This window comes from Novosphingobium sp. MD-1, assembly GCF_001014975.1.
In the GTDB taxonomy this organism is placed as follows: Bacteria; Pseudomonadota; Alphaproteobacteria; order Sphingomonadales; family Sphingomonadaceae; genus Novosphingobium.
On the sequence record NZ_BBXA01000013.1, the window covers coordinates 452,492 to 478,099 of the forward strand.

At 64.0% G+C, this 25,608-nt stretch carries 24 protein-coding genes; 11 read left to right on the plus strand and 13 right to left on the minus strand.

Annotated features, from left to right (window positions below; all coding sequences use genetic code 11):
* Positions 1-29 precede the first annotated feature (29 nt).
* From NMD1_RS02535 to NMD1_RS02555, 5 genes are read right to left on the minus strand one after another with little or no spacing between them, the layout of a single operon-like run.
* Positions 30-836, minus strand: a complete 807-nt coding sequence (locus NMD1_RS02535) for an amidohydrolase (protein ID WP_125953489.1) — start codon at positions 834-836, stop codon at positions 30-32.
* On the minus strand, positions 833-2,281 hold the full coding sequence (locus NMD1_RS02540) for an MFS transporter (RefSeq protein WP_158453867.1): 1,449 nt from the start codon (positions 2,279-2,281) through the stop codon (positions 833-835). Before NMD1_RS02540 ends, NMD1_RS02535 begins: the two co-directional genes overlap by 4 nt.
* 34 nt (positions 2,282-2,315) lie before the next feature.
* Positions 2,316-2,531, minus strand: a complete 216-nt coding sequence (locus NMD1_RS02545; RefSeq protein ID WP_125953491.1) for a hypothetical protein — start codon at positions 2,529-2,531, stop codon at positions 2,316-2,318.
* 14 nt (positions 2,532-2,545) lie between these two features.
* A complete protein-coding gene (locus NMD1_RS02550; RefSeq protein WP_125953492.1) occupies positions 2,546-2,995 on the minus strand; it encodes a hypothetical protein in 450 nt (149 codons plus the stop codon).
* Between the two features lie 28 nt (positions 2,996-3,023).
* Complete coding sequence (locus tag NMD1_RS02555) at positions 3,024-4,250, minus strand: acyl-CoA dehydrogenase family protein (protein ID WP_233497305.1); 1,227 nt, start codon at positions 4,248-4,250, stop codon at positions 3,024-3,026.
* Positions 4,251-4,371: 121 nt separating this feature from the next.
* Here NMD1_RS02555 and NMD1_RS02560 point away from each other — a divergent pair, with 121 nt between their 5' ends.
* Positions 4,372-5,394 (plus strand): protocatechuate 3,4-dioxygenase, encoded by a 1,023-nt coding sequence (locus NMD1_RS02560; protein WP_233497306.1) that lies wholly within the window; start codon positions 4,372-4,374, stop codon positions 5,392-5,394.
* A 36-nt stretch (positions 5,395-5,430) separates the two neighbouring features.
* Here NMD1_RS02560 and NMD1_RS02565 read toward each other — a convergent pair whose 3' ends face one another.
* The gene (locus NMD1_RS02565; RefSeq protein WP_125953493.1) at positions 5,431-5,724 is read right to left on the minus strand and encodes a hypothetical protein; all 294 of its coding nucleotides are present in this window, start codon (positions 5,722-5,724) and stop codon (positions 5,431-5,433) included.
* 81 nt (positions 5,725-5,805) lie between these two features.
* Between NMD1_RS02565 and NMD1_RS02570 the strand changes: the two genes are divergently transcribed.
* Together NMD1_RS02570 and NMD1_RS02575 are read left to right on the plus strand one after the other, a co-directional pair.
* Positions 5,806-7,071: a Rieske 2Fe-2S domain-containing protein gene (locus NMD1_RS02570; RefSeq protein ID WP_125953494.1), complete on the plus strand. Its 1,266-nt coding sequence runs from the start codon at positions 5,806-5,808 to the stop codon at positions 7,069-7,071.
* Positions 7,072-7,074: 3 nt separating this feature from the next.
* Complete coding sequence (locus NMD1_RS02575) at positions 7,075-7,362, plus strand: YciI family protein (RefSeq protein ID WP_125953495.1); 288 nt, start codon at positions 7,075-7,077, stop codon at positions 7,360-7,362.
* Here the strand turns inward: NMD1_RS02575 and NMD1_RS02580 are convergent.
* On the minus strand, positions 7,359-8,345 hold the full coding sequence (locus NMD1_RS02580) for an MBL fold metallo-hydrolase (protein ID WP_233497307.1): 987 nt from the start codon (positions 8,343-8,345) through the stop codon (positions 7,359-7,361). The genes NMD1_RS02575 and NMD1_RS02580 overlap by 4 nt on opposite strands.
* 41 nt (positions 8,346-8,386) lie before the next feature.
* Here NMD1_RS02580 and NMD1_RS02585 point away from each other — a divergent pair, with 41 nt between their 5' ends.
* The 7 genes from NMD1_RS02585 to NMD1_RS02615 all read left to right on the plus strand — a co-directional run bounded on the left by NMD1_RS02585 (position 8,387) and on the right by NMD1_RS02615 (position 17,296).
* Positions 8,387-9,001 carry a hypothetical protein gene (locus tag NMD1_RS02585; protein ID WP_125953496.1) on the plus strand — a complete coding sequence of 205 codons (615 nt, stop codon included), beginning with the start codon at positions 8,387-8,389 and terminating at the stop codon, positions 8,999-9,001.
* A 200-nt stretch (positions 9,002-9,201) separates the two neighbouring features.
* Positions 9,202-9,909 carry an alpha/beta hydrolase-fold protein gene (locus NMD1_RS02590; RefSeq protein ID WP_158453868.1) on the plus strand — a complete coding sequence of 236 codons (708 nt, stop codon included), beginning with the start codon at positions 9,202-9,204 and terminating at the stop codon, positions 9,907-9,909.
* 47 nt (positions 9,910-9,956) lie between these two features.
* Positions 9,957-11,582 carry a tannase/feruloyl esterase family alpha/beta hydrolase gene (locus tag NMD1_RS02595; RefSeq protein WP_125953498.1) on the plus strand — a complete coding sequence of 542 codons (1,626 nt, stop codon included), beginning with the start codon at positions 9,957-9,959 and terminating at the stop codon, positions 11,580-11,582.
* A gap of 149 nt (positions 11,583-11,731) precedes the next feature.
* Positions 11,732-12,343, plus strand: coding sequence for a hypothetical protein (locus NMD1_RS02600; protein WP_125953499.1), 612 nt, complete (start codon positions 11,732-11,734; stop codon positions 12,341-12,343).
* A 256-nt stretch (positions 12,344-12,599) separates the two neighbouring features.
* Positions 12,600-15,470 carry a TonB-dependent siderophore receptor gene (locus tag NMD1_RS02605; protein WP_125953500.1) on the plus strand — a complete coding sequence of 957 codons (2,871 nt, stop codon included), beginning with the start codon at positions 12,600-12,602 and terminating at the stop codon, positions 15,468-15,470.
* Between the two features lie 21 nt (positions 15,471-15,491).
* On the plus strand, positions 15,492-16,088 hold the full coding sequence (locus NMD1_RS02610; RefSeq protein ID WP_125953501.1) for a hypothetical protein: 597 nt from the start codon (positions 15,492-15,494) through the stop codon (positions 16,086-16,088).
* Positions 16,089-16,132: 44 nt separating this feature from the next.
* Positions 16,133-17,296 carry a hypothetical protein gene (locus NMD1_RS02615; RefSeq protein WP_125953502.1) on the plus strand — a complete coding sequence of 388 codons (1,164 nt, stop codon included), beginning with the start codon at positions 16,133-16,135 and terminating at the stop codon, positions 17,294-17,296.
* Here the strand turns inward: NMD1_RS02615 and NMD1_RS02620 are convergent.
* From NMD1_RS02620 to NMD1_RS02645, 6 genes are all read right to left on the minus strand, one after another.
* A complete protein-coding gene (locus tag NMD1_RS02620; RefSeq protein WP_158453869.1) occupies positions 17,293-18,789 on the minus strand; it encodes a carboxylesterase/lipase family protein in 1,497 nt (498 codons plus the stop codon). The two genes, NMD1_RS02615 and NMD1_RS02620, sit on opposite strands and share 4 nt — an antisense overlap.
* A gap of 22 nt (positions 18,790-18,811) precedes the next feature.
* Complete coding sequence (locus NMD1_RS02625) at positions 18,812-20,191, minus strand: MFS transporter (RefSeq protein ID WP_125953504.1); 1,380 nt, start codon at positions 20,189-20,191, stop codon at positions 18,812-18,814.
* Positions 20,192-20,241: 50 nt separating this feature from the next.
* Positions 20,242-20,859 carry a hypothetical protein gene (locus NMD1_RS02630; RefSeq protein ID WP_125953505.1) on the minus strand — a complete coding sequence of 206 codons (618 nt, stop codon included), beginning with the start codon at positions 20,857-20,859 and terminating at the stop codon, positions 20,242-20,244.
* Positions 20,860-20,945: 86 nt separating this feature from the next.
* Positions 20,946-22,031: a TAXI family TRAP transporter solute-binding subunit gene (locus NMD1_RS02635; RefSeq protein WP_125953506.1), complete on the minus strand. Its 1,086-nt coding sequence runs from the start codon at positions 22,029-22,031 to the stop codon at positions 20,946-20,948.
* 131 nt (positions 22,032-22,162) lie between these two features.
* Positions 22,163-23,275 carry an aromatic ring-hydroxylating dioxygenase subunit alpha gene (locus tag NMD1_RS02640; RefSeq protein ID WP_125953507.1) on the minus strand — a complete coding sequence of 371 codons (1,113 nt, stop codon included), beginning with the start codon at positions 23,273-23,275 and terminating at the stop codon, positions 22,163-22,165.
* A gap of 213 nt (positions 23,276-23,488) precedes the next feature.
* A complete protein-coding gene (locus NMD1_RS02645; RefSeq protein ID WP_233497308.1) occupies positions 23,489-23,848 on the minus strand; it encodes a 2Fe-2S iron-sulfur cluster binding domain-containing protein in 360 nt (119 codons plus the stop codon).
* A 188-nt stretch (positions 23,849-24,036) separates the two neighbouring features.
* Between NMD1_RS02645 and NMD1_RS02650 the strand changes: the two genes are divergently transcribed.
* A complete protein-coding gene (locus NMD1_RS02650; protein WP_233497343.1) occupies positions 24,037-25,605 on the plus strand; it encodes an FAD-dependent oxidoreductase in 1,569 nt (522 codons plus the stop codon).
* Positions 25,606-25,608 lie beyond the last annotated feature (3 nt).

Consider the following 25,608-nt stretch of genomic DNA (forward strand, 5'->3'; position numbering starts at 1 on the left):
TCGTTTTGTATAACGATTGTGTGATTCATTCAAGCGTCACGTGCAAAGAAGATCCGCTCCGCAGTGCCGCCAAAGATCGCCTCGCGCTCTTCGGAACTGCGCTCCGCGAACAGCATGCGGGTCCAGTCCAGCGCGTTGGCATAGCCCTCGCGCGAGGCCACGACCGGGAAATCGCTGCCCCACATCAGCCTTTCCGCCCCGAACGCGTCGAGCGCTTCGATCAGGATCGCGCCCTTGGCCGCATCGAGCACCGGTGCGTGCGCGGGCAGAGGCTGCCCCACCGCGCGCGGGGCCAGTTGCCCCAGCGCCGGGATTTTGAGGATCACGTTGGGATAATCGGCCAGAGCCAGAATGCCTTGCCAGACCTGTGGGCTGTGATCGCAGTCCGGTCGGGTCCAGCCGCCAAGATGTTCGATCACGAAGGGCATGGTCGCAAATTCGCGGACGATGGCGGCAAACTCGCCGCTGACGATGCTGGCGGCGGGGCCGCCGCAACTGATTGCCAGACCGCCATCGGCAGCGGCGCGCCAGATCGCCAATGGGTCATCTCCGGGGCTTCGGGCATCCGGGCGGAGCCGGAGCCCGGCCATGCCCCGCCGGGTAAGGGCGGTGACCTTTTGGACCGCGTCGGCCGCCGCCGCCTGTACGGCACCGACATGCGCCAACCGGTCCGGGAGCCTGGCCACGCATTGTTCCTGATAGGCATTGTCGAACTGCCCCAGGATCTGGGTAAGCACCGCCTTGTGCACGCCGCAGCGATCCATCTGGAACAGGAGCGTTTCCACCGGCTCGAACCACAGCGGCGAGGCGTGGCAATGGGCATCTATGACGGTCAATCGAGGTCTCCTCGCGCTCGTTCTCGCGCTTCCTCCGGGTCTTCACGCACCCTTGGGCGTGCGGGCGCGAGGTCTTCGGGTATCTGGTTGCGCAAGCGGATGGTGGCCGCCAGCCCGATCAGCACGATCACCAGCATGGCATGGCGATAGTCGATCATGGCCGGTTCGGCGCGGCCGCCCAGTTTTGCCAGCAGACTCAGGATCACCGCCGTGATCGAAACGCCCAGAGCGTTGAAAATCTGCATCGATATGCTGGCGATGATGTTGCCCGATGTCATGGTCGATGCGGTCAGCGATGAGAAAGACAGCGACGTCATGGCCGTAAAGGTCAGGGAGCGGGCCATGCCACACACGGTCAGCGCGGCGAGCAGCAGCGGGGCCAGCAGCGTGCCGGGGCGGGCGAGCGCTATAAAAGCCAGGGCGGCAAGCCCCGTAAGGCTGCCAGCGATCGTGGTCTGTCGATAGCCATAACGATCAAATGCCGGTTTTATCAGGGGCTTTGTGACAAGATCGCCGCCGTTGAGGGCGATCAGCATCACCCCCGCCCACAAAGGGCTGAAGCCGAAACCGAGCTGCAGCATCAGCGGCAGGCCCAGCAACATTGCGCGGGCCGGCAGGCGCACCACCGCGCCGGCGCCGATCGCCGCGGTGCGGAAGCCGGGATTCCGCATGGCGCCGAATGTCAGGATCGGGCTGGGGTGCGATTCAAGATGGCGCCAGGCCGCGCCGGCCAGCACCAGTCCGCCCAGAATCAGCCCCCATGGCAGCAGGGCGTCGAAGCCGATGACCAGCCGGTCGATTCCGGTCAGGACCGCGGTCAGCGCTCCGCTGACCAGAATCGCGCCGACGATATCGAGCTTGCGCGGCGCCTCCGGCTCCATGCGCGGGATAGTCGCGCGCGTGGCCAGAAACAGCAGCACCGATATGGGCAAGTTGAGCAGGAAGATATACTCCCATCGCGCATATTGGACGATGAACCCGCCCAGCGATGGCCCCAGCGTGGGCGCGATCAACATGGGCATGGCGGTAATCGCCAGCGCGTCGACCAGTTCGTGTTTTGGCGTCTGGCGGAGCAGAATCAGGCGACCAACCGGCGCGAACAGCGCCGCCGCCGCCCCTTGCAGCGCGCGTGCCAGCACGAAGCTGCAAAGGCCGGTCGACAAGGCGCAGCACAATGAGAAAAACGCAAAACCCAGCGTCGCGGCCATGAACACACGCTTTGCGCCGAACCGGTCCGCGCACCAGCCGCTGATCGGCAGCATCGCCACCAGCATGGTAAGATAGATGGTAATGGAGAGGCTCAACGATATCACCGGCACGTGAAAATCGCGGGCGATCCGGGGCAGGGCGATCACCAGCACCGCGCCATCCAGCTGTGCCATGAACATCGCGGAGGCGGCGACCAGCACGGCGTTGCGGCTCTTCAGTTCCAGCAACCGCCTCAACTGCCCATACTCCGATCCATGCGCGAAAACAGCGCTATTGCGCGTGTCCGGCGTCTGTCTCATCCGCCAGTTCGGCGGTGAAGAGGTGCGGGCGCAGCCGGGGCCGGGCGCTGCGGCGCAAGGCCATGCTCAGCAAGACTCCGGCAATGCCGATGATTGTGCCCGCCATCTCGAAATTGGTCATTTCCAGCGGGTTCAGGCTGAACAGGTCAACCTTGCCGTCCAGCGCGAAATTGAAATTTGCCATCATCCCGCCACCTGCGATCAAAGCGATTTCACGATGCGTGAAGGATCACGCCACACGGGAAGAGGCGCGCTGCGAAATTTCAGCATGGGATAATAGTAGTTGGCATAGGCGGCGAGCAGGATGCCGTGCATCACCAGATTGCGGGTCACCGAAAGCTGGATGTGCGGGAAGGGCGCCCACGGCACGTTCACCAGGAAAATGTTGACCGTGACCGGCATCAGCAACACCAGACCCAGCGGCACAAAACGGTTGGTGACAAGACACAGCCCGCCCAGCATTTCGACCACTTTGGCGAAGGCGAACAGCTTGAGCTGCATTGCCGCGATCACGAACTCGTTGCCAGCGGATTCGGCAATCTTGGGTTGCGGCCAGAACAGCACGAAGTAGTTCAGGCCCGACACCAGGTTGAAACCGCCCAGATAGAAGCGGCAAAAGGTGACGCCGTAATGCTCGATGCTTCGCCACATTCCGTTCGCTCCCCGGTCTTCGCTGCGGTCAGTTGCGCTTGGGAATGGCAAATTCGCCGGGCTTGAGGCCCGTCGCCGCCCGGCCGTAAGCCGTCATGGCGCGATCCCAGGTGAATGCAAAATGCTGTGCCGCCGCGTTTATGTCGCGGAACAACTGCTGGATTTTCTGGTCATCGTAGATGGCCGTGCCACCCGAAGCCTCGAAGATGCGGTTTGCCGCGTGGCGCGCCTGCTGGACCGCCCAGGCCCAGTTGCGCGGAATGCGGGCGCTCTGCAAGAACGAGATGTCGTCGGGCTCGATCGCGCGGTCGATCATCTCGGCATCGCTGATCACCAGCGCCAGCGCCGCATCGATCTGCGCATCGACCTCGGCGATCCTCGCCAGCGTCGCCGATTGTTCCGCCACTTCAAGGGGGGAACCGCCGCTAAGCTTCGCGCCAAGTTCCTTGGCAAAGCGCGTTACCATGCCCTTGGCCATGCCCAGCGGCGCGCCGACGATCGAAAACGGCGCGATGTTGGAAAACGGCATCCGATAGACGGCGCCGCTGTGGTGCTTCGCGCCCGGCGTGGACCCGGCCAGCATATCGGCAAGGCTGCAACTGCGGTGCGCCGGGATGAAGGCGCTGTCGATCCGGATCGACCGGCTGCCGGTGGCGCGCATACCCATGGTCTGCCAATCGTCGATCACCACGATGTCGGTTTTGGGAACCACGAAAAACCGGGGTTCCATCGATCCGTCCGCCTTCTTGACGGCATTGCCGATGATCACCCAGGTGGCATAGTCGATCCCCGAACAGAACTTGCCGTTACCGCCGGTCAGGCGATAGCCGTCTCCTTCTTCCACCACATCGCCGCCCAGCCGGAACACCGTGCCGATCAGCGTGGTGGGATCGCCCATCACCTCGCGCTGCGCCTGCTCGGGAAACAGGTTGATCAGCCAGCTGTGGCCTGCCAGCACGCCGAAAATCCATGCGGCAGACCCGGATACCGAACCGATTTCGGCGGCTACGCGAACCAGGTCCGCAAAGCCGAGTTCCGAACCGCCCAGATTGCGCGGCATGACCAGGCCGAACAGTCCGCTGGCGCGCATCCGGTCCACCACGCCGGCATCGAGGCGGCGGTTGCTGTCCGCTCCGGTATCCGCCTGCCCGATTTCCGGCAGCAGTGCGCGCACTTTGGCGATGGCCTCCTCGGGCGAGCCGATCGTTGGCCACTTGCTGGCAATGCTGAGATCGCTCGCCACTGTCATGTCCATTACGCCCTCTCCTTCGCGCGGCAGACCCACATTGATCTGTGATGAAAATTGTTATACAAACGAGTATCCGAATTTGAAGGCGGCATCAACCCCCGTTGTTGGGGGCCGTTGATCGCAGCCGATGGCGAAACCCGGAGAGGGAGAGGAAGCGATGGCGCAAGTGGTGCTGGGAATTGGCACGAGCCACGGGCCGATGCTGGTGACCGAATCGCAAAGCTGGGGCATCCGGGTGCCGGCCGACAAAGCCAATATCCACGCCTGGAGAGGCGGTGACTGGAGCTTCGACCAGCTTGTGGCCGCACGCGCCGGCGAGGGGCTGGACCAGCAGATCACCGAACAGGTCTGGGAGCAGCGCCAGGCCGCCTGCCAATCGAATATCGAGCGTCTGGCCGATATCTTTGCCGAGGCCAGGATCGATGTCGCGGTGATCGTCGGCAACGACCAGAACGAGATATATCGCACCACGCTAAACCCCGCCTTCGCGGTCCATTATGGCGAGACGATCCTCAATCACGAACTCGGCGCGCAGCGGCTGCAGGAGCTGCCGCCGGGCATCGCGGCTTCGCTGCCGGGGTATATTCCGGCCGGCGGCGCCGACTATCGCGGTTGCCCCGATCTTGCGCGCAAGATCATCGATGTGGCGATCGCGGATGAATTCGATGTGGCGGCGATGTCGGCCCTTCCGCGGGAGGAGACGCCCCATGCCTGGGGCTTCGTGTTCCGCCGGATCATGCGCGACAATCCCTGCCCCAGCGTGATGGTGACCGTGAACACCTTCTATCCGCCCAACCAGCCGCGCGCCCGGCGCTGCTTCGATTTTGGCCAGTCGATCCTGAAGGCAATCCGCGCGTGGGACAGCGACCAGCGCGTGGCCCTGATCGCCAGCGGCGGGCTGACCCATTTCGTGATCGATGAAGAGGTGGACCGAACGTTTCTGGCCGCGCTGGAGAACAATGATCTCGCACCCGTGTTCGCGATGGGCGAAACCGTGTTCCGCGACGGCACATCGGAAATGAAGAACTGGATTCCGGTGGCCGGCGCGATGGCCGAGGCCGGGCTGCGGCCGGAAGTTCTGGACTACATTCCCTGCTATCGCAGCGAAGCCGGCACCGGCAACGCCATGGGCTTTGTCTGCTGGCGCTAGGCCGGAGCCAGCGCCGCAGCCCGCCGCGCCAGCCGGTTACGCCAGCGCCTCGCGCAGTGTGGCGGCGGCGGCGGCCGGGGTGCCCTCCATGCCCACCAGATCGTGGGCGCGGTGAACAATGGCGCGCAACCGGATCAGGCTGGCCTGATCGCGCAGGCCATCGCGATCCCCGGAGCTGACCGCGATGTCCACCAGCCGCCACAGCTCATCCAGTTCGCTTTCGCGATAGATGCAGTGCTCGGCCGTTCTCGATCGCTGCAGCCGATCGGCCAGCACCTGAATGGTGAGGTCCGAAAAGTTTTCGACCGCAAGCACATCGTCCAGATCCAAGATTTTTCTCCAGATTGGGTAGTGACTTTCGAGTCACTGCAAGATAATATATCTTATTGTCTAACAAAGTGGATGCGTCAAATGCTCTCTCATGACGATAACGAATTGCTTTGCCGCGTTGGGCCGGACGCGCCGATGGGGCAGTTGATGCGCCGCTTCTGGATGCCGGCTTTGCTCGAAAGCGAGCTTGTCGCTGATGGCAAGCCCGTGCGGATACGGCTGCTCGGTGAGGATCTCGTCGCGTTCATGGACAGCGAAGGCAGGATCGGCTTGCTGGATGAGCATTGTCCGCATCGCGGCACGTCGCTGGCGCTGGGCGTCAATGGCGAATGCGGTCTGCGCTGCCTGTTCCATGGCTGGAAGTTCGACGTCACCGGCCAATGCGTGGATACGCCGGCGGAGCCCGAGAATTCCAAACTGGCCAATGCCATGCGGACGAAGGCCTATCCCACCCGGGTCGCGGGCGGGATGGTGTGGACCTATATGGGGCCAAGCGAGCTTGAGCCCGCTTTCCCGCACTTCCCCTGGTTCGACATGCCCAAGGGCAGCTGCGAAGCGTTCAAGGTCATCTACGAATGCAACTATTCACAGGCGCTGGAAGGCGCGGTGGATTCGTCGCATGCCGGGATTCTCCACCGGGAAAGCGCATGGGATCAGCCGGCCAAATGGCCGCATGAAAAGGACCTGCGGCCCAAGCTGGAGGTGGAATTTACCCGCTATGGGATGCGCTATTGCGCGGTGCGCAATGCCGATGAAAATCTCAAGAACGGCCGGATGACCCAGGTGCCGATGCCGTTTTACACCTTCATCCCGCCCGACGGGCCGCGTGCGCCGGAATTTCGCCGGAACCGCCGGCTGGTCAATGCCTTCGTGCCGCGCGACGATTATTCGACCTGGCATATCCAGTTTTTCTACGATCCCGGCCAGACGATCGATCGCGCCCACCGCATGACCGAGGCGAACACGCCGCATGACGAGCACTTCTTCAAGACCAACGGCATCGATGTCTGGTACAATCAGGACCGCGAAATGATGCGTACCAGCAACATGTCCGGCATTGTCGGCATTGCCTTGCAGGATCACGCGGTCAGCGAAACCATGGGCAAGATTGCCGATCGCACCAAGGAGCATCTGGGCCGTTCGGACATGGCGGTGGTCGCTTTCCGCCGGATGATGCTGCGGTCGGTCAAGCACATGATGGCCACGGGCGAAGTGCCCGAGGCGGCGCAGGGATCGTTCGACTGGAACCAGATCACCGCCGAAACCTTCTTTTTCGAGCCCGAGCGGAAGTGGCAGGATATTCAGCCGTTGGCCGAGAACCTGCAACCGGTTGATGCGGCGGCCTGACCGGTGGCACATTTCCTGGTCGAATATGCCGAAACCGGCAAGGCTGCGCAGCGCGAAGCCTTGCGGCCCGATCACATCGCCTACCGCAAGGGGCTGGGCGATGCCTTGCGGTTGGCGGGGCCACTGCTGGACGATGGCGGGCAGCCGGCGGGCAGCGTGGTGATTATCGACGCACCGGATCGGGCGGCGGCGGAAGCGCTGGCGAATGCCGATCCCTATGTTGCGGCCCAAGTGCTGCAACTGGTATCGGTCCGCGCCTACCGCATCGCCGCTATGCGACCGCCGGGCTAAACGAAATCATAGCGGAAGCGGCTGCCATCACGGCGCACATGGCCGGCGGAATTGCCGCGAAAATGCGCCGGAAAGCACATCGTGTCGGTATCGGCGACGCGGTTCAGCAGCGCCTGGCGGACCGTCGCCGCCAGCGCCGGGTCATGGTCGAACATCAGTGGCAGCTCCGGACGTACCAGCTGGATCGGGTGATGGATCACATCGCCCCAGAACAGGGCCTTCGCGCCGCCCGCCTGGGCATGGATCACGCAGCAGCCGGGGGAGTGGCCAAAGGCCGGTTCCAGCCAGATGCCATCGCCGATCGCCTGGAACACGGGTGTTTCGCTTTCGACATCGATGATCTCGGCAAGGCCAGCCTCCACCACCGGCAAAACGGAATCCATAAATGCTTCGTGGTGCAGCGCGTCCTCGTGCTGGCTCGCCCAATGTTCGTAATCGCGCTTGCCGAAGATATACCGTGCATTGGGAAAGGTGGGCACCCAGCGGCCATTCTCCAACCGCGTATTCCAGCCCACGTGATCGAAATGCAGATGGGTGCACAAAACCAGATCGATCTCTTCGGGCGACACGCCGGCCGCCTCCAGATTCGCCATGTAGGGGGTATCCAGCATGTTTATGAACGGCAGGCTGCGCTGCTTGCAGTTCCCGTTGCAGGCATCGATCAGCACGTTGGCGCCGTCCAGGCTGATCACATAGCTGTGCATGCTCAGCATCAGCGTCGATCCGGCTGGCTCGGTCGTGAAATCGGGATCGCGCCACCAGCGAGCCATCGTCGCAAGATCGGCGGAATTCACGGCGGGGAACATGGCCGGCAGGGGCAGGCCGCTTTCCATTTCCACAACCTTGCGCACCGTCAGGCGCCCCAGTGTTTGGGCCAGCGTTTGGATTTGCATGAAATATATTACTACATAATTGCCTAACAATAGAGGCCCGCTTAAAGCATTGGTGTCAACATGATTCGGACTGTGAAGGCCGTCAAGCACGACGGCTCGGGGAACGCAGCCGGGCGCGAGGAGAGCGATCCATGCAGGCAAAGATGGTGTTCGCGGCCCGCATGGTGCTGGGAATCTTCTATCTGCTCAGCGGGCTGAACTGGTTTTTCGGGTTCATTCCGATGCTGCCGCACGTGAACATGCCTCCCGATCTGCCGATCAAGCATGCGGTGGTGGTGGAAATGATCAAGACCGGCTGGATGTTCCAGTCGGCGAAGATCGTGGAAGTTGCCTTCGGGTTGTCGCTGCTGGCCAACCGTGGCGTTCCGGCGATGCTGGCCGTGGCGCTGCCGGTCGCCTTCCTGACCTTCATGCTCGATGCCCTGATTCTGGATGACATCTGGCGCTGGATCAACGGCGCGGAGACCACTTCGGCGCTGCTGGCGGCGATTGCCGACATGATCGTCGGCGGGCTTTGTGTGCTGCTGCCGCATCTCTGGCTGATGTGGTGCTACTTCGGATACTATCGGCCGGCCCTGGCGTGGCGGGCACCGCTGCCCGTGCCAGGGGCCACGCTTGACCTGGCGCCGGCGATGCAGCCGCCGATGGGCCGCTGGCAGCGCAGGATATTCTTCGCCTTTGGCTGGGTGGGTCTGGCGTTGCAGACGTTCAACCTGTGGCTGTTTGCGGGCATGATCAAACTCTAGGGACAAGGCCTGTTTTCGGGAGCCGCGCGATGGTTGAGACCCCGATGGTTGAGACAAGGCGATACCGCCGCTTTGGCCCCGCTGACTGCGGGTTGGCGCTGGCACTTCTTGCCACAATAAGCCCGCCGGACCGGGCCGCGGGCGAAGCGCGGGCGGTATCGCCGTCTTTGCCTGGCCGGGAGCTGCAGCTGACGTATGAAATGCCTGAAAGGCCGGGCGAAAAGGTGCCTTATCGCGTCTATTTGCCCGGCGGCTGGAAGGCAGACGCCGCCGCGCCCATGGTGGTGGTACTGCATGGCTATGCCGCCACCGCCGCGTCTCCCTTTGACGATGCCGGCGGGGCGCTGCAGCGCGAGGCCGACAGGCACGGCTTCGTGATCGTCGCGCCGAATGGCTACAATGGCATGGCGGACTATGGCGCAAACCTGCCGCTGCCTTCGGCGCTGCCCGCCCGCGCCGCGCCGCGCGCGATGACTCCCCAGGCCGAATCCGCGCTGGCGCAGGCCGATGTGCTGCATGTGATCGACCGGGCAATGGCGGACTACAGGATCAATCCCGCCCGCGTCTATGTGATGGGGAATTCGATGGGCATGACCGGCGTGCTGCATCTGGCCCGCAGCTTTCCCGAAAAATGGTGCGCGATCTCCGCCAGCGATGGTCCGCCCTGGCCGGGCTATCCGGTCGAACGCCTGCGCTCGATCAGCGGCGTGCTGTTCGTGCATGGTGGCCGCGATACGCTTGCCAGGTTGGCAGACACGCAGCGGCTTGCCGCCCGCGCCCGTGCGGCCGGGGTCAGGGCGCGCATGCATCTGGTGCCCGATGGCACGCATGGCGATGCCTGGGTCCGCTATCTGCCCGAAACCTTCGATTTCTTCGCGGCGCATCGTTGCAGCGGGCGGCGACAGTGAGGTGCCGCGCCGCCAGGCAACTTGCGGCCGCCCGGCATCTGGCCACCATGATCTGCATGCTCTGGGCCATCGCGGTTGGCAGCGGCCCGGTAGTGGCGCAATCCGTGCCCGCCGCTGTTTATACGCCGTTGCCGGAACGGCCAGCCATTCCGCCGGTCATGGCCTGCGGCGATCTGGCGAGCCGTGACTTCCTGGGCATAGCTGGCGCGCCAACCCGAATTTCCTCGGCCCAGGTGCAGACACGCGATGGCGGGCAGGAGTTCTGCCTGATCAAGGGCATGATTGCGCCGCAGATCCAGTTTGAACTGCACCTGCCGACCAGATCCTATACCGGGCGCTATCTCCAGGGCGGCTGCGGCGGCGCGTGCGGGGTGATCTATGATCACGTTCTGCCAAGCTGTGATAACCGCCAGGCGTTTGGCGGCGCTTTTGCGGTCAGCTTCAACAATTCCGGCCACGTCGGCCCCGAACCGTTCGACACGTTGTGGGCGGCCTATGCGCCGCAATTGCGTGAGGATTTCGCTTACCGTGCCGCGCATGTCGTGGCGCTGGCGAGCAAGCAGATCCTTTCCGTCTATTATGGACGCCCACCGCAGTATTCCTATTTTCTGGGTTGTTCGAACGGTGGCCGCGAAGCGATGATGGAGGCGCAGCGCTATCCGGACGATTTCGACGGCATCGTCGCCGGCGCGCCTGCCCTGTGGATCACCGCCGGGGTCGTGCGGATCATCCATGAATCGCAGGTGGCGCAGGATGCCGCCGGCAAGCCGGTCCTGACACCGCAAGCGACCAGCCTCTTGCACGACGCGGTGATTGCGGCGTGCGACGGGCTCGACGGACTGAAAGATGGGCAAATCGACAACCCAAGAGTTTGCCGTTTCGATCCCGGGCAATTGGTCTGCAAGCCCGGTGTCACTTCGGGCTGCATCAGCCCGCAGCAAGCCGATGTGATCCGCAAGCTCTATCGCGGCCCGGTGGACAGGGCAGGGCGGGCGCTGTTTTTCGGGGGCGAACCCTATGGTTCGGAACTGCTGTGGACCGGGCCGGGCAGCTTCCTTGTCAACGGTCACGCCCTCGCGGCAAATCAGATCAAGTTCATGATCTATGGCGGTCGGTCGCATCAGGATTTCGACTGGCGCAGCTGGCAGCCCGATGAAGCGGCGCTGAAGGATCTGTTGCGCGCGGGCGGATACTATAACGCCAATGATCCCGATCTGTCCGCGTTCAAGGCGGGTGGGGGAAAGCTGATCATGTGGCAGGGTGAAGCCGACAACGCCGGCGGATCCTATCTGCTGCTCGATTATTATCAGCGCGTGCGTGATGCCATGGGCGGCTTTGCCGGGACCGATCCGTTCATGCGGGTCTATATGCTTCCGGCCGTATACCACTGCACCGGCGGCTATATTGCCTATCAGCACGACATGCTTGGCCCCGTTGTGAACTGGGTGGAGCGCGGAACATCGCCCGGAGCGGTGGTAGGCACCGTCGCGCTGGCCGATGGAACGCCGCGCCGCCGCCCGGTCTATCCCTATCCGGTGCGGGCGCAATATGTGGGGCGGGGGGATATCAACGCGGTGGACAGTTTCCGCGCGGTGCCCCCGGCGCGCGTGCCCGACGATCATTTCGATTGGCTGGGGGCGGACATCATCGGCGACAAACCGCCGGTGGATTGATCCTTTTCCGCTCCATAGAATAATATGCAAAATAGTATATCAAATATTGACACGATAAGGCCGCTGATCCTATCAACGCACGGCAGGCGGCGGGAATGATCCGCTTGCGGGCCGCAGCGTGATTGAGCGGTGGCGGAGGGGATGGGCTTATGGGTAGCGGCGCAAAGCTGGCGGCGGGCCTGATCCTGGTGATCGCCGGCCTGGCCTTCAATCTGCTGAGTTTTGATTCGTTCCTGTTCTTCGGCCTGCCGCTGATTGCCGGCGTTCTGGTTGCGGCGTACAATTCGCGGCGCAGCGTTGGGCGGACCACGGCGGAGCAGATCGCCGACGTGCTGCGGATCTATATGGGCGGCCATCTGCTGTGGTCTTCGGTGCGCTATTGGAGCACCGACATGCAGCCCGTGATCCACCACCCGATCGGCGGCCCCTTTGTCGCATCGCTGGTGGCGATGGGGGCTTTCCCCGCGATCAAGACCATCGAGGGCATCGTCGCGCTGCTGTTGTTGTCGAACCGGTTCGTGCCGCTGGCGCTCGTGCTGGAAATGCCGACGGCGGTAACGATCTTCTATCTGAACACGTTCGTTACGGCTCGGCTGAGCGGCGTGCTCACCGGTCCGCCGGAACTCGGCGTCAACCTGGCGCTGATGCTGGCCTATTATCAGAGTTACCGGCCGATGCTGGCCATGCGGCCTCCGGTTGCACCGCCTGCGCTGTTTGGAGGCAAGGCGGGGGTTTCGCCGGCGGGCAACAGGCCGCGATGATGGTCCGGCGGCGTTGAAAATCTCCGCCCGTCAGAGCGCAGTCTTTGCTGATGAATATTTGTATCATACTTTAATGTGCTGAAATTACGAAAAATTATCGATGTCGCTCCCGTCACGCGCAGCAACGGTTGTCTTGACGGGTGGTGGACTCAAGAGTATACCAAAATAGTATTTATTTTAAGATACCGAGTTGGTGACCACTGCTTCGGTGTTCGATTGCCTGGCAAAAGACCGGGGTTGGTTGAGGGAGAAGGTGATGATTGCGAGGAAGTTTTCAGTCCGTCCGGCTGCCGCGTCCCGGTTGTCCATATCGACTTCGCTGGTAGCGCTCGCGCTGGTGTCCGCGCCCGCTTTCGCGCAAGACAACGAAACGGCGGACAAGCCTGCCGATGTGGCGAAGGACGAGCCGAATATCGTCGTCACCGGCACGCGCATCAAAGGCATCAACCCGGTGGGTTCGGCGTTGATTCCGATCGGCCGCGAGGACATTGAAAAGCTGGGCGGCGGCACGACCAACGATGCGTTGCGCAAGATTCCGCAAGTCATCAATTTTGGTGGTTCCAACGACCAACTCGGTGGTTCGGTCATCCAGAACACGTCGCTCAATTCATTCTTTGCCAAATCGATCAATCTGCGCGGTCTGGGCACTGCCTCGACGCTCAGCCTGGTCAACGGGCATCGTGTGGCCCCGCAGGGCCCCAACGGTCAGCTGTTCGATGCCGACAATATCCCCGGTATAGCCGTGGAGCGGATCGAGGTCGTGGCCGATGGCGGCTCGGCCATTTATGGCTCCGACGCGATCGGCGGCGTGGTCAACTATATTACCCGCCAGCCGGAAAACACGCTCGAGGCGCAGTTCCGCGTCGGCCTGGCGAATTCGGTGCAGGAATATATCGGGTCGATCGCGGCGGGCCGCAAATGGGATACCGGTGGCTTCTTCCTGGCCTATGAATACCAGAAGCGCACCGCGCTGGAGGCGGACGACCGTCCCGAATTGTTCAACAGCGATCTTTCACCCTATGGTGGGGGCGCCAATCCGATCTTTTCCAGCCCGGCCAACGTCCAGTTCACGGCCAACGGTCCGGCCTATGGCATTCCCGCCGGAACCACGGGCGGGATCACGCTGGGGCAGCTGAGCACGACGACCAATCGCCAGAATGCCTGGAAAGGCGCCGATGCGGTGCCCAGCGGGGAACGCCACGCCGTCGTCGGCACATTCCGTCAGCACCTGGGCGATTCGATCACGTTCAGCGCCGATGGCTTCTATTCGCGGCACAGCTATGTCCTGAAGGGCGTCGCCTCGACCGCGACGCTGACGGTGCCCAACACCAACCCCTATAGCCCGTGCTTCGCCGGCAAGGCCGATAACAGCGCGACACTGGATTGCCCGGCCAACGGCAACGTGCTGGTGCCATACAACTTCCTGAACGCGCTCGGGCCGGCGACGAATGCCGGCTACGAAGAGATCTGGTCCATTTCCGGGGGCCTGGAATTCAAGCTCGGGCACGGCTGGAGCGCGAACCTCAGCGGATATTACAGCACCGATGTCGGCTCCAACCGTGTCGATAACCAGCTCAACACCAGCGGCCTCAACCGCGCCCTGGGCGCAACGGTTGCCGGCACCACCAAGCCTGCCGGCGTCGATTTCTTCAATCCGTTCTGCGATTCCAGCGCATCGACGTGCAATTCGCCCGCAACGCTCGACCTGTTCCGCGCCTATACGAAGCTGGGCTCCACCTACAAGCTGACCGGTGGTTCGGCGAACATTGGCGGCAGCCTCTTCGATATCGGCGGTGGCAGCGTGCGCGTGGCTCTCGGCGGCGAACTGCACCACGATTTCCTGTCGGGGACCGGCCAGGTGTCCAACACCCGTACCGACAATGTCGGTATCGCCACCGGCGTTCCCACGTCGAACAAGCGCGACGTCAAATCGGGCTATGCCGAACTGTTCGTGCCTCTCGTCGGATCGGGCAACGCGATGCCAGGGATCGCCCGGCTCGAACTGGACGTCGCGGTCCGGTACGACCACTACAGCGATGTCGGCCACACCACCAATCCCAAGATCGGGGTGAACTATTCGCCGGTGGGCGGGCTGACCTTCCATGGCAGCTATGGCACCTCGTTCCGCGCGCCGACACTGGTCGACGTCAACAAGTATGCGACCGCCGGTTTCCTGCCGCGTAACGCCACCGGCGCCGCGGTCGGGCTCAGCCCGGCGAATGGCTCGTTCCAGTATGCCTATCCGATCGGCGGCAATGCCGACTTGAAGCCGGAAAAGGCCAAGACATGGTCGATCGGGTTCGATGTTTCACCTGAATTGGTCAAGAACGTCCACCTCGGGGTGACGTACTACAACATCGTTTACACCGATAAGGTGGATACGGCGGCCTATAACGCCCCGATCGGCGCAGTGCTCAATTCGGGCCTGTACGACAGTTTCGTGGTGTATAACCCGGTATACTTCCCCACCAAGTCGAAGATGACGCTGGCGCAGTATGTCGCTTACTGGAACCAGCTGACCAGCGATCCCGGGCTGCCGGTCCTCGGCGTGGTCGATCCGACGACCCTGATCGCGATCGTCGATGCGCGCCGCAACAACAGCGGCGTCGTCAAGACCGATGGCATCGACTTCAACTTCCTTTATGACATTCCTGGCAACTTCGCCGATTTCCGTATCGGCGCGCAGGCAAACTATACGTTCCGCTACAAGACCGCGCCCATTCCTGGCGCGGTACTCAAGAACGAGGTCAACCATTTCGGCTATCCGGCGCGCTTCACCGGCAAGATCGAACTGGGCGTCGACAAGGGCGGATTTTCGGGCACGGCCTTTATCAATTTCGTGAATTCGCGCACGATCACGCGCGATTTCCTGCCCGCAGCGGTGCCGGACAGCTATCGCAACATCGGCTCGTACACGACCTTCGACCTCAACCTGCGCTACAAGTTCAAGGATAGCGATTCCGGCTGGTCGAACGGCCTGGCAATATCGTTGAGCGCGCAAAACCTGTTCGATGCCACGCCGCCACTGGTGGTCAATTCCGGCGGCACGCCGATCCGGTTCGACCCATCCTATTCCAGCTCGCTGGGGCGGTTTGTCTCGCTGCAGCTCTCGAAGAAGTTCTACTGAGGCATTTGCGGGGCTCTTCCCATGATCCATCGCGGCCACGATGATCGATCGGCGGAAGCCCTGGCAGCCGAAACAGGCGGTTCCGGTGGGCGCAGGGCGTTCACCGGGATCGCCTATGCCTGCCAGTTTCTCTATGGCGGCTGGTTCCTGTTCCACGGGTTGAACTACTGGCTTGCGTTCTATGCGGACAAATCGATCCAGCCGGGGCCGGGGCTGGTTCCCGCGCTTGCCGCATCCGGCGTGATGGCCATCGTGAAGGCGCTGGAAATCGCGATCGGCCTCGCCTTGCTGGTCGATTGCCTTGCCGCGCTGGCGATCGTCGCGGCATGGCCGATCACGCTGATGATCGCCTTTGTTACCAGCGGGCATGGCAAGCCGTTCGGGATCGGGGTGGCGGTGGTGATCATCACGCTCAACGCCATCATGTCCGTGGGCCATCTCGATCGCTATCGCCCGATGCTGGCGGTCTCGGCCGGGAAGCCTTCGCTGGGTGGTGGTGGCGGAGCGGATACCTTCGATGCATCGCGCTTGCCCCCGGCACGTCAGCTCTTGGCCGCGCTGGCCGGCATTGCCGCTGCCACCGCGATCACCGCGATAAGCCTGGTCTTGCGACACTGACAGGCGACGAAAGTGCGTCCCTCAACAGCGGCAAAGGGAGTTCCATGAGCAGGTTCCATGGTTTGGTCATCGTCGCGGTGGCGCTGGGGCTTGTCGGCGGCCCGGCCTTTGCCAAGAGCAATCGGCCGCCCGCCAGGCCGCCACTGGTGATTGCCGAGCAGGGCAACTTCTACGTCGGCGGGCATGAGGCGGAGACCCCATCGGGCAAGGTCGTGGCCGATGCCATGTATGTCGAATACCAGATCCCGGCACACCGCACCCACCGCTATCCGCTCGTGTTCGTTCATGGCGGCGCCTCGACCGGAGCGGGATTCTGGAGCACGCCCGACGGGCGCGAGGGCTGGGCCACGCTGTTCCTGCGCAAGGGCTATGCCGTCTACGTCGTGGACAGGCCGACACTGGGGCGGTCGGCGCATTTTGACGCGGTGGACGGGCCGATGCTGCCGCCGCCGACCGCGCTGGCGAAACGCACGGGCGGGGAAGCGCCGCCTGCGGCCAGACCCGCCACCCGCTTTCCCGGCAAGCTCCAGCCCGGCGATCCCGCCTACGAACAGATGGTGCGCGGCCGGCAATCGACCATCGAGGTGCCGTTCGGCGCGCCGGGTGATCCGCTGGCGATCAGCAGCCGCGTGGACGGGATCGATCGCGAGGCCGGGGCGGCTTTGCTGGACCGGATCGGCCCGGCTATTCTGGTCACCCATTCGCGCGCCGGCACCACGGGCTGGCAGATCGCCGACGCGCGCCCGGCACTGGTGAAGGCGATAATCGCGGCGGAGCCGAACGGCCCTCCGTTCTACAATGCGCCGCCGCTGGGGCAGCCCGGTGATCCGGTGGCGCGGCCGTTCGGGCTAACCTATGCGCCGATCCGCTTCTCGCCACCGGTGGCCGGCGTCGCGGATTTCGGTGCGCTGGTACGCGCGGCGCCGGAAGGGCCGGACCGGATCGGCTGCTGGCTGCCGCAGGGCCAGCGGCGCACGATCACCAACCTTGCGCACATACCGGTTGTGGTCGTCACAGGCGGGTCATCCTATCACGCCGCCTATGATCATTGCACGGTTGCCTTCCTGCGCTGGGGCGGTGTGCCGGTGGAGCATGTCCAGCTTGATCAGCACGGCATAACCGGTAACACCCACGGCTTCCCGACCGAAACCAACAACGCCGAAATCGCCGGTTTGATCGCGCGCTTGCTGCGCGCCAAAGGGCTTTAGCGGCGCGCGTCGAAATAGGCATCGAGGAAGCGTTGCGCCGCCTCGCGCGGGGTGCCGATTACGCCGGGCACGGGTGCAAGGCGCATCAGTTGCGGATTGGCGGCGCGGTAACCCGGCCAATGCGGCAGGCCTGCGCCATTGGGATCGCCGCGCCGCGCAAAATTCACCCAATAGCTCGACATAAGATCGGATAGCGCCCGGTCGCGCTCGGTCCAGGGCTGGCTTTCGGCGCGAAGATTCTGGAACACGTATACGATCTCCGCGCCATGGAACGCGCCCTTTTCCACCTGGGCGGGCCACGGCTGATCGAACCAGTAGAGCCAGGATCCGGATTTGCCTGTCCTGGCTTGCAGCTGTGCCCAGGCGCGCATTTGCCACTGGACGGCGTCGGTGGCGGACTGGCGCAGTGGATCGGCCACGTCGCCATAGACGCTGTCATACTGCGTCTGATTGCCGGGGCCGGGGGTTACCCATTTCATCTTCAGGGTGGAGCCTTCGTCGGAATTGGACCCGACCAGCGTGGGCACATCGTTCTGCTTGCCCGCAGCGAAGATGTTGTAGACCAGATCGGGCAGGACGTAGCCGTCGCGTTCGGTGGGCCAGAAGAACGGCGCGCCGCGCAGGATCTCGTCCGCCGGTTTCTTGCGCAATTGCGCGATCGAGCTCGCGCCCAGTTTCGCGGCGAAGGCCGCGCCATAGCGCTCTGCCGATGCCCGGTCCTGCCGGCCGATCAGCCCGCCGTCGGGATCGAACTGCGATGTGCTTTCCCCGATCGCCTTGTCGAACAGGCCATGCGCCAGGGGCGAGGCCTGCAGTATGTTGACCGAGCCGCTGCCGGCGGATTCCCCGAAGATCGTGATATTGCCGGCATCGCCGCCAAAGGCCGCGATGTTGCGGCGGACCCAGCGCAAGGCAGCGATCTGATCGAGGATGCCATAGTTGCCGGAGGAGCGATAGGGCGCCTCGCTGGTGAGATCGGGATGGGCGAGGAAGCCAAGCGGCCCCAGCCGATAGTTGAGCGTGACCAGCACCACGCCCTTTTTGGCGAGCGCGGTGCCATCGAACTGCGGTTCGCTGCCGCTACCGAACATATAGCCGCCGCCATGAATCCAGACCATAACAGGCAGGCGGCCTCGCCGTTGCGCGGGTGCCCAGACGTTGAGCGTCAGGCAATCTTCGTTCATGCGCTTGGGCGGGGCGCCCGGGAACTGCACTTGCGCGCACATCGGGCCGAACGCGTCGGCGCGACGCACGCCGCGCCATGGGGCGGCCGGTCGGGGCGCCTTCCACCGCAGGTCGCCCACTGGCGGCGCGGCATAGGGGATGCCGAGAAAACGCCGAATGCCGCTTTCCGCCGTGCCTGCAAGCGTTCCTTCCCGCACCGTGACGCGCGGAGTTGGCGTACCGGTTTGTGCGGCGGCCGGGGCACTGGCAAACGCGAGTGCCGCCAGCGCCGCAACGGATGGGATAGCGAGACGGCCAGTGCGCGGCATGTGTGTTCTCCGCATGAGGGGATCAGGCTGTAGCGATCGGGCTGGGGGCGGTGTGTTTACGCGCGGCCAGACCAGCCAGTCCGCACAGCGCCAGCAGAATGGCGATCACGCCGAAGAACGCGCCCGATCCGCCGATATCCAGCGAGATGACGCCCGTATAGGAACTGAGTACCGCGCCCAGCCGCCCCGTGGCCGATGCCGTGCCGACGCCGGTGGCGCGCGCGGCGGTGGGATAGGTTTCCGCCGCCAGCGTGTAGAGCGTGTTGTGCAGTCCGGCCATGCAGAAGCCGAGCGTCAGGATCATCGGCAGGACCAGCAGCGCGATGGTAATGTTCTGATGCAGCATCACGGCCATCACCATCGCGACGACGGCCGCCGCCGCCGCCAGCGTCATATGCGCGGAGCTGAAGCCCTTGCGGTCGACCAGCACCCCGCTGAACAACGCGCCCACCGCGCCACCGATATGGAATGTGGTGATGCCAAGGCTGGTCAGCGTCAGGTCAAAACCCAGCGTGTGCAGCATGGTGGGCACCCAGCTGAAGATGGTGTAGGAGGCCATGAGACAGGTGAAAAAGCCGCCCCACAGCAGCAGCGTCTGGCGCCGGAAAGCGGGGGCGAGGAGCGTGCCCAGCGGGCCGGCCAGCGAGGCGTGGCCGGGCGGGGTGGAATAGACCTGCCACGCATCGAGCCGGATGCCGCATCGCCCCAGCACCCGCGCCACAACCTCGGGCCGCCCGGCGCGCAGCAGAAAGCCGGGCGATTCCGGTAGAAAGCGGATGAATGCCAGCGCCAGCAGCATGGGCAGGGCGCCGGAAATGAAGAACATCGCCTGCCAGCCCAGCATCTGCAGCACGCCGGCCCCCAGCATGCCCGCCAGGATGCCGCCGATGGGGATGAACACCATGCCGATGGCGATGGCTCGTCCCCGGCGGCTGGCCGGTGTGAATTCGGAAATCAGCGCCGCGCCGTTGGGGATGGCGGCCCCGATGCCGACGCCGTCGATAAAGCGTACCAGGATCAGTTGGGTAACGCTGTGCGTAAGGCCGCCGGCAGCCGTCATCAAACCGAACAGGAAAATGGCGGAAATCAAGGCCCAGCGGCGTCCGATGCGATCGCCGATAAGCCCGCCCAGAATCGAGCCCAGCGCCACGCCGGCAAGGTTGGACGCGGCCACGGGCGCGAAGGCGGCGCGCGCGCCGCCCCAGTCCGCGATCAACGCCGGCAGGGCGATGCCCAGCGACTGGTTGGCCAGGCCATCGACCGCGAACACCAGCGCGAAGCAGCCCAGCAGCCATTTCTGGTAGGTGCTCCACGGCGCTTCGTCGACCAATTGCGCCAGATCGCGCGTTTCCACCGCGCCAGCCAGACTGGCGGTGCCGGGAATTTCGGTATGCGGCGGCATGTGCGTTCTTTCCGTGCAAGGTGGTTCGGATTTGTGCTGTGCCTCGGCGATCAGCTCGGACCCAGGCCCTTGGGGGCATCGATCGCGCTGACCGCCAGAAACCGCGGCGGAGCGGCATAGGCGCGGGCGACCAGAAAGGGCTGGTAGTAGCGGAAGTAGGCCAGCAGCAGCAGGCAGTTCACGCCCAGTTCCAGCGGTCCGGTGATAAGCTGGCGCGGCGCGGCGGTGATGAAGGTGTTGAGATAGAACACCGTGAAGGAGGTCGGCATTTCCAGCACGAGCGCGAGCGGAACGAAGCGGTTGCTCAGCAGCACCAGCCCGATCACCCCTTCCATCGCCTTGATTCCGGGGAACAGGCCCATCGCGGCCAGCGATTCAATGAACGGGCCGCCGATCGGATGCGGGATCACCGGCTGGCCGCCGGCAAACCAGTAGCGCGACGAGGACCAGATCAAATGCAGGCCGTAATAGACGCGCAAGGCATCGGTTACGTGATCGGCGTTGGTGCGCACCGGGTCTATCCGGCGCAGCACCAGCGCCGCGGCGATGCCGGCCAGCACGGGCAAGCCAAAGAACATGAAGGTATCGAACTTGTCGACGGCCAGAATATAGATGGCAATCGCCCCGGTAATCGCGGCAGGAACCTTGAAACTATTGGATAGCGGCATCGCTTGTCCTTTCGTGCCCCGTCGGGCGCAACCTGTTGGGCGGGGGCGAGGAGGGGGCTCGTGTCCGCCTCGGTCCGGCTCCGGCTTCAGTCGAGGTAGTGCTTTTCCCGGTAGTAGCGCGCCGCCCCGCCATGGAGCGGTACGCCGCGACCGTTGCCAACGGTCAGCGGATCGATCGAATAGGGCCGCACGAACCACTTGAGTTCGCCGCGCTGGCGATCGATCGCTCGGGCAATGGCGTACGCAATATCGTCGGGCATGTCGGCGCGCGCGAATACCACCTCGCCAGAGCGTCCAGCGGTGGGGATCGCGCGATCGACCCCGCGCAACAGGCCCCAGCGCGCGGTGGTTCGCACCATGTCCGCCTTGTCGACCAGCTGATCGATCAGCGCGGTATCCAGGTCCAGGAACTTGAGGTCATGCGCGACGGTAAGCGTGGTCCAGAATGCGGATTCGGGATTATTCGCCGGGCTGGCCAGGCTTGATATCACCACGTCGAACGGCGTTGCCGCGGTGATATCCTTGGTGCCCACCAGCGAGCCGCCCCAGCTTTCCAGGCTTTTCCGGTCGATCCCGTAATAATCCAGCACCGGCATGACGCTCGGCTGGAAATCGGTGATGATCCGCACCGGCAGCTTGCGCGCCCGGATTTCGGCCAGGCTGGAAATGCCGAGTTGCGGCTTGACCGCCACCAGCAGATAGGTCGGGTCCTCGATCCGCGCGATCAGGCGCAGTCCGGTATAGGGACCATCCTTGGCGTAGATATATTCGCCACGATAGGCCCAACCCAGCATCGACGCCTCGGTAATGCCGAAGTCGACATGGGCATTGATGCGCCGGGTCGTTCCGTGGCGCAGGTCGTCCTCGACCAGCGGGGGTGGCAAGGCCGCGTTGGCGACCAGCCTTGGCCCTTCGGTGCGGTTGCAATTGCGGCACAGGATGATCTCGTAACCGTCGGGCCGGACGGCATCGCGCAAAAATTCGCCCAGTTCGCCCCAGGGGCAGGCCTCGGAACAGGCGGAGGCCAGCACCAGCCGCTTTGTAGCGTAGCCTGTGGCGCCGACATCCTCGGTCTGGCCCACTCCGGGGCCGACCTCAGCGGCATGGAGTGTCACGACCGGCGTCGCGGCGGCAATCCATAGCGCAAGTGCGGTCAACAGTGTCCGTACCAAGCGTGCTCTCCCAGATTGCCCTGTGCCGGGCCTTGGCCACCATGATGCGCGCGCGTTGATCGCGCTGCGCGGCAGCCTACCACATCAACTCCAAAAGTGTATACTATATAATATACCAAATTTCGCACAGATCAGGAGAGTGCCGGCGAGTCCTCTCTGGTCGGGCTTTCCCCGGCTGCGCCCGGGCCTACTTCGGCGGCCTGTTCCGCGGCGATCATCGCCGCCAGCATCCGTCGGGCGGAAACCGGCGCGGCATCGGTTGGCAACAATATCGGATCGAGTTCGTTGATATCGCTGACCGTGCCCATGTTCCGCTGCACCATCTCGATCATCGGCTCGTCCTGCTGCCCGAACGCCAGATCGAAGAAATCGAGCATGGCCTTGTCCACCTCCGGCTCGTCCTGTCGACGATTGCGGCCGTTGACGAAGAAATAGTGCGAGGTGAACTCGGTCTCGGGAGTGATGAAATGCAACTGGGGAATATGCACCCCGGTTTCGCGGTCCTGGCCCACTTCCCAGCTGCCAACGGCGAAATCGAGGAACGCCGGCGGATACCAGGTCATGGTCGTATCGGTGTGAACCGGGGTTGCCGCATCCATGCCGAACAGATTGACATGCGCCGATGACGGCCCGAGCCCGCTGCGCAGGCGGTGGTTCACGATCGAACCCTCGCGCCGCTCCAGCCGTTGCGAGGTGGCCGCCAGCAATTGCTCGGCCGTGTAGTTCCCGCCGCTGAATTGCGGGTGGATGAACGCCGCGTGGCTGAGATCCAGCAGATTGTCGACCACCAGCTCATAATGGCCGCGCACATGCAACAGCCCGCGAACCAGCGCGTATTCTTCGGGCTTTTCCAGGAAATCGACCCTTGGCAAAGCCTCGGGGGTCGCCAGGTGCGGATCGCCCGGCCAGAACCAGACGATGCCGTACCGCTCCATGACCGGCCAGGCCTTGATATCCGCCGCGCGCAACGGGCCCTTGTTCTTGGCGTGGGGGTTGAACACGCAGTGGCCCGAACGGTTGAAGCGCAAGCCGTGATAGGGGCATTCCAGCGTATCGCCGATCTGCTTGCCAGCGGAAAGCGGCGCGAAGCGGTGCGGGCAACGGTTGACGATCATGCCCACTTCGCCGTCCTCGCCCCGGAACAGCACGGCATTCTGGTCGATCAGCGTGCGGGCCAGCGGTTCGGCACCCACCTCGTGCGAATAGGCGGCAGCGTACCAGGCGTTCTTCAATATCGACAGCAAGAGCGGCTCTCCGTGGTCTGCGCCGCGATTGCCATTTCGCGTGTCGCATGGGTCTTAAAAGGCCTTCCCGATCCGCAGGACCGCGCCGCCTTGCCCGGCAATCCGCCCCGGCGCGCCATCCCGAAGATCGGTAGTCAAAAATGTATATCAATATCGACGCGTCTTGTCATCACCCTACGCTATCGCGGCGGGCGGAAACAATCGGCGCGTGCATCACAGATCGAGCACCAGCCGGTCGGACAGCGCGCCGGAGCTGCAGATCATCATGACCTTGCCTTCCCGTCGCTCCTTGGGCGTCAGCACCGCGTCATAGTGATCGGGTATGCCCGCCAACACGCGGGTTTCGCAGGCGCCGCAGGTTCCCTGTTCGCAACTGGAATTGGCTTGCACACCCGCCGCGCGCACCACGTCCAGGATCGATTCCCCTGCCGGTACGGTCAGCGTCAGGCCGGAGCGGGCCAATTCCACGACAAAGCTTCCCGCCTCGGGCAGGTCGGACTTGGCGGGGCCGGGCGTGCCGGGATCGTTCCCGGAGCCTTCCGTTGCCGGCTTTTGTGCCGCGCCTTCATCCATCGCGCATCGACCTCCCTGGCAGCCCTCGCCGCGCCCGAATCGCCCGGGCGCGATCATGAAACTATCTTAGTGCTAAGATATATTGACAGCGTGATCGAGCAAAAATAGGGAGTCTGCATAACGGCACGCCGGCCCGTCGGGGCGGCTCGTCCCGCACCCGCAGAACAGGAAGAACAGCCGTGGTCCAGATGGTAGAGACTGACGTATTGGTCATCGGCGGCGGTTCCGCTGCGACGCGGGCTGCTCTGGAAGCGGCAACCGCCGGCGCGCAGGTCTTGCTGGTCGACAAGGGGGAAATCGGCGAAAGCGGGTCCAGCCCCCATGCGCTGGTGGGCTTCAGCGTACCACTGCTGGACGAGGCGGACAGCGCGGAGCTTTTCCTGGACGACTGGACGGCGGCGAGCGGTGGGATCTGCGATCGCGATCTGGTGGCGCAATGTGCCGCGCACGGCCGCTCCCTGGCTGAGGATATGGAGCGGCGCGGGGTGGAATTCATCCGCAATGCCGATGGCAGCTGGTTCCTTTCCAAGCGTGCCGGCCATTCGGTGCGGCGCACGCTGATGGCGCAGGGGCACGGAAAGGGCGTTCACGCCAATGTGATCCAGCCGATGCGGCAGGCCATGCTCGACGCGGGCATCGAGCTGCACGAGAACACGATGATCACCCGCCTGTTGCTGGCCGGGGATACGGTGGCGGGCGCCTATGCCGTTGGTCCGGACGGCGTGCATTATGTGATCCGCGCCAGGGCGGTGGTGCTGGCATCGGGCGGGGTCAACCGCCTCTATTCGATCCTGTGCGAAGAGGTGGTCGATCCCAAGGCCCGCACGACCGGCGATTCCTACAGTCTGGCCTTCCACGCCGGAGTGCCGCTGATCGATATGGAATTTGCGCAGTTCCGCGATTCCCCGCCCGCCGGACCAATCTTTGGCGCGGCTTACGTCAATGCGCTGGGCGAACGGATCATGGAGAAATACGATCCGGAGAATCTCGAATGCGCCCCGCGCTACATGATGGCGCGCGCTGTCTATACCGAGAACTTCGAGGGGCGCGGACCGGTGGTCTGGCATGTCGAGGAAGGGCAGGTCGCGCGTTCCCGCGCGCCGGTCGGCACTTACGAGGGCGGCCAGATCGTGCCGATCACGCTGATGTTCCAGCGCCTGATGGGCGGCGCGCGGATCGATACCAATGCCGCAACCCGGGTCGCCGGACTGTTCGCCGCGGGCGAGGCTTCGGGCGGCATCCACGGCGGCGACCGGATGCAGGGCTGTGGCTTTCTGGAAACCCAGACCTTCGGCGCGATTGCGGGGCGCAGCGCCGCCGGCTTCGCCGCAGGTCAGAAGTCCCCGTCGATCGCGCCGGATACTGTTGCGCAAGAGCAGGCGCGGCTGTCGGGCGGAGGCGGGACGATCAGCCCCGCCAGCCTGTTCGCACAAGTGCAGAATATCATGTGGAGCAAGGCGGGCGTGGTGTCCAACCGCCAGCAGTTGACCGAGGCGATTGCCGAATTGCAGGAAATCCGCCGGATTGCCGCCAGCGGCATCGACACGTCAGACATCGTCGCGGCCGAGGATTTGCGCAATCTGGCGCTGACCGCCGAACTGGTAGCCACCGCCAAGCTCGCCCGCGAGGAAACCCGCAGCGGTCACGGGCGCACGGATTTCCCGCTGCAGGACGAAAGCTGGATCAGGCATGTTCGGCTCTCCCGTTCGGCAGAAGGGGCGATCGCCGTTGATACCATCCCGGTGAACCGGTCCTGACCC

Bases quoted from the DNA above. Each gene is read 5' to 3' on its own strand.
- NMD1_RS02615 (WP_125953502.1), top strand. From the start codon at position 16,133: ATGAGCAGGTTCCATGGTTTGGTCATCGTCGCGGTGGCGCTGGGGCTT.
- NMD1_RS02625 (WP_125953504.1), bottom strand. From the start codon at position 20,191: ATGCCGCCGCATACCGAAATTCCCGGCACCGCCAGTCTGGCTGGCGCG.
- NMD1_RS02630 (WP_125953505.1), bottom strand. From the start codon at position 20,859: ATGCCGCTATCCAATAGTTTCAAGGTTCCTGCCGCGATTACCGGGGCG.
- NMD1_RS02595 (WP_125953498.1), top strand. From the start codon at position 9,957: ATGATCTGCATGCTCTGGGCCATCGCGGTTGGCAGCGGCCCGGTAGTG.
- NMD1_RS02555 (WP_233497305.1), bottom strand. From the start codon at position 4,250: ATGGACATGACAGTGGCGAGCGATCTCAGCATTGCCAGCAAGTGGCCA.
- NMD1_RS02620 (WP_158453869.1), bottom strand. From the start codon at position 18,789: ATGCCGCGCACTGGCCGTCTCGCTATCCCATCCGTTGCGGCGCTGGCG.
- NMD1_RS02570 (WP_125953494.1), top strand. From the start codon at position 5,806: ATGCTCTCTCATGACGATAACGAATTGCTTTGCCGCGTTGGGCCGGAC.
- NMD1_RS02590 (WP_158453868.1), top strand. From the start codon at position 9,202: ATGCCTGAAAGGCCGGGCGAAAAGGTGCCTTATCGCGTCTATTTGCCC.
- NMD1_RS02560 (WP_233497306.1), top strand. From the start codon at position 4,372: ATGGCGAAACCCGGAGAGGGAGAGGAAGCGATGGCGCAAGTGGTGCTG.
- NMD1_RS02545 (WP_125953491.1), bottom strand. From the start codon at position 2,531: ATGATGGCAAATTTCAATTTCGCGCTGGACGGCAAGGTTGACCTGTTC.
- NMD1_RS02610 (WP_125953501.1), top strand. From the start codon at position 15,492: ATGATCCATCGCGGCCACGATGATCGATCGGCGGAAGCCCTGGCAGCC.
- NMD1_RS02585 (WP_125953496.1), top strand. From the start codon at position 8,387: ATGCAGGCAAAGATGGTGTTCGCGGCCCGCATGGTGCTGGGAATCTTC.
- NMD1_RS02600 (WP_125953499.1), top strand. From the start codon at position 11,732: ATGGGTAGCGGCGCAAAGCTGGCGGCGGGCCTGATCCTGGTGATCGCC.
- NMD1_RS02650 (WP_233497343.1), top strand. From the start codon at position 24,037: ATGGTAGAGACTGACGTATTGGTCATCGGCGGCGGTTCCGCTGCGACG.
- NMD1_RS02605 (WP_125953500.1), top strand. From the start codon at position 12,600: ATGATTGCGAGGAAGTTTTCAGTCCGTCCGGCTGCCGCGTCCCGGTTG.
- NMD1_RS02645 (WP_233497308.1), bottom strand. From the start codon at position 23,848: ATGGATGAAGGCGCGGCACAAAAGCCGGCAACGGAAGGCTCCGGGAAC.
- NMD1_RS02550 (WP_125953492.1), bottom strand. From the start codon at position 2,995: ATGTGGCGAAGCATCGAGCATTACGGCGTCACCTTTTGCCGCTTCTAT.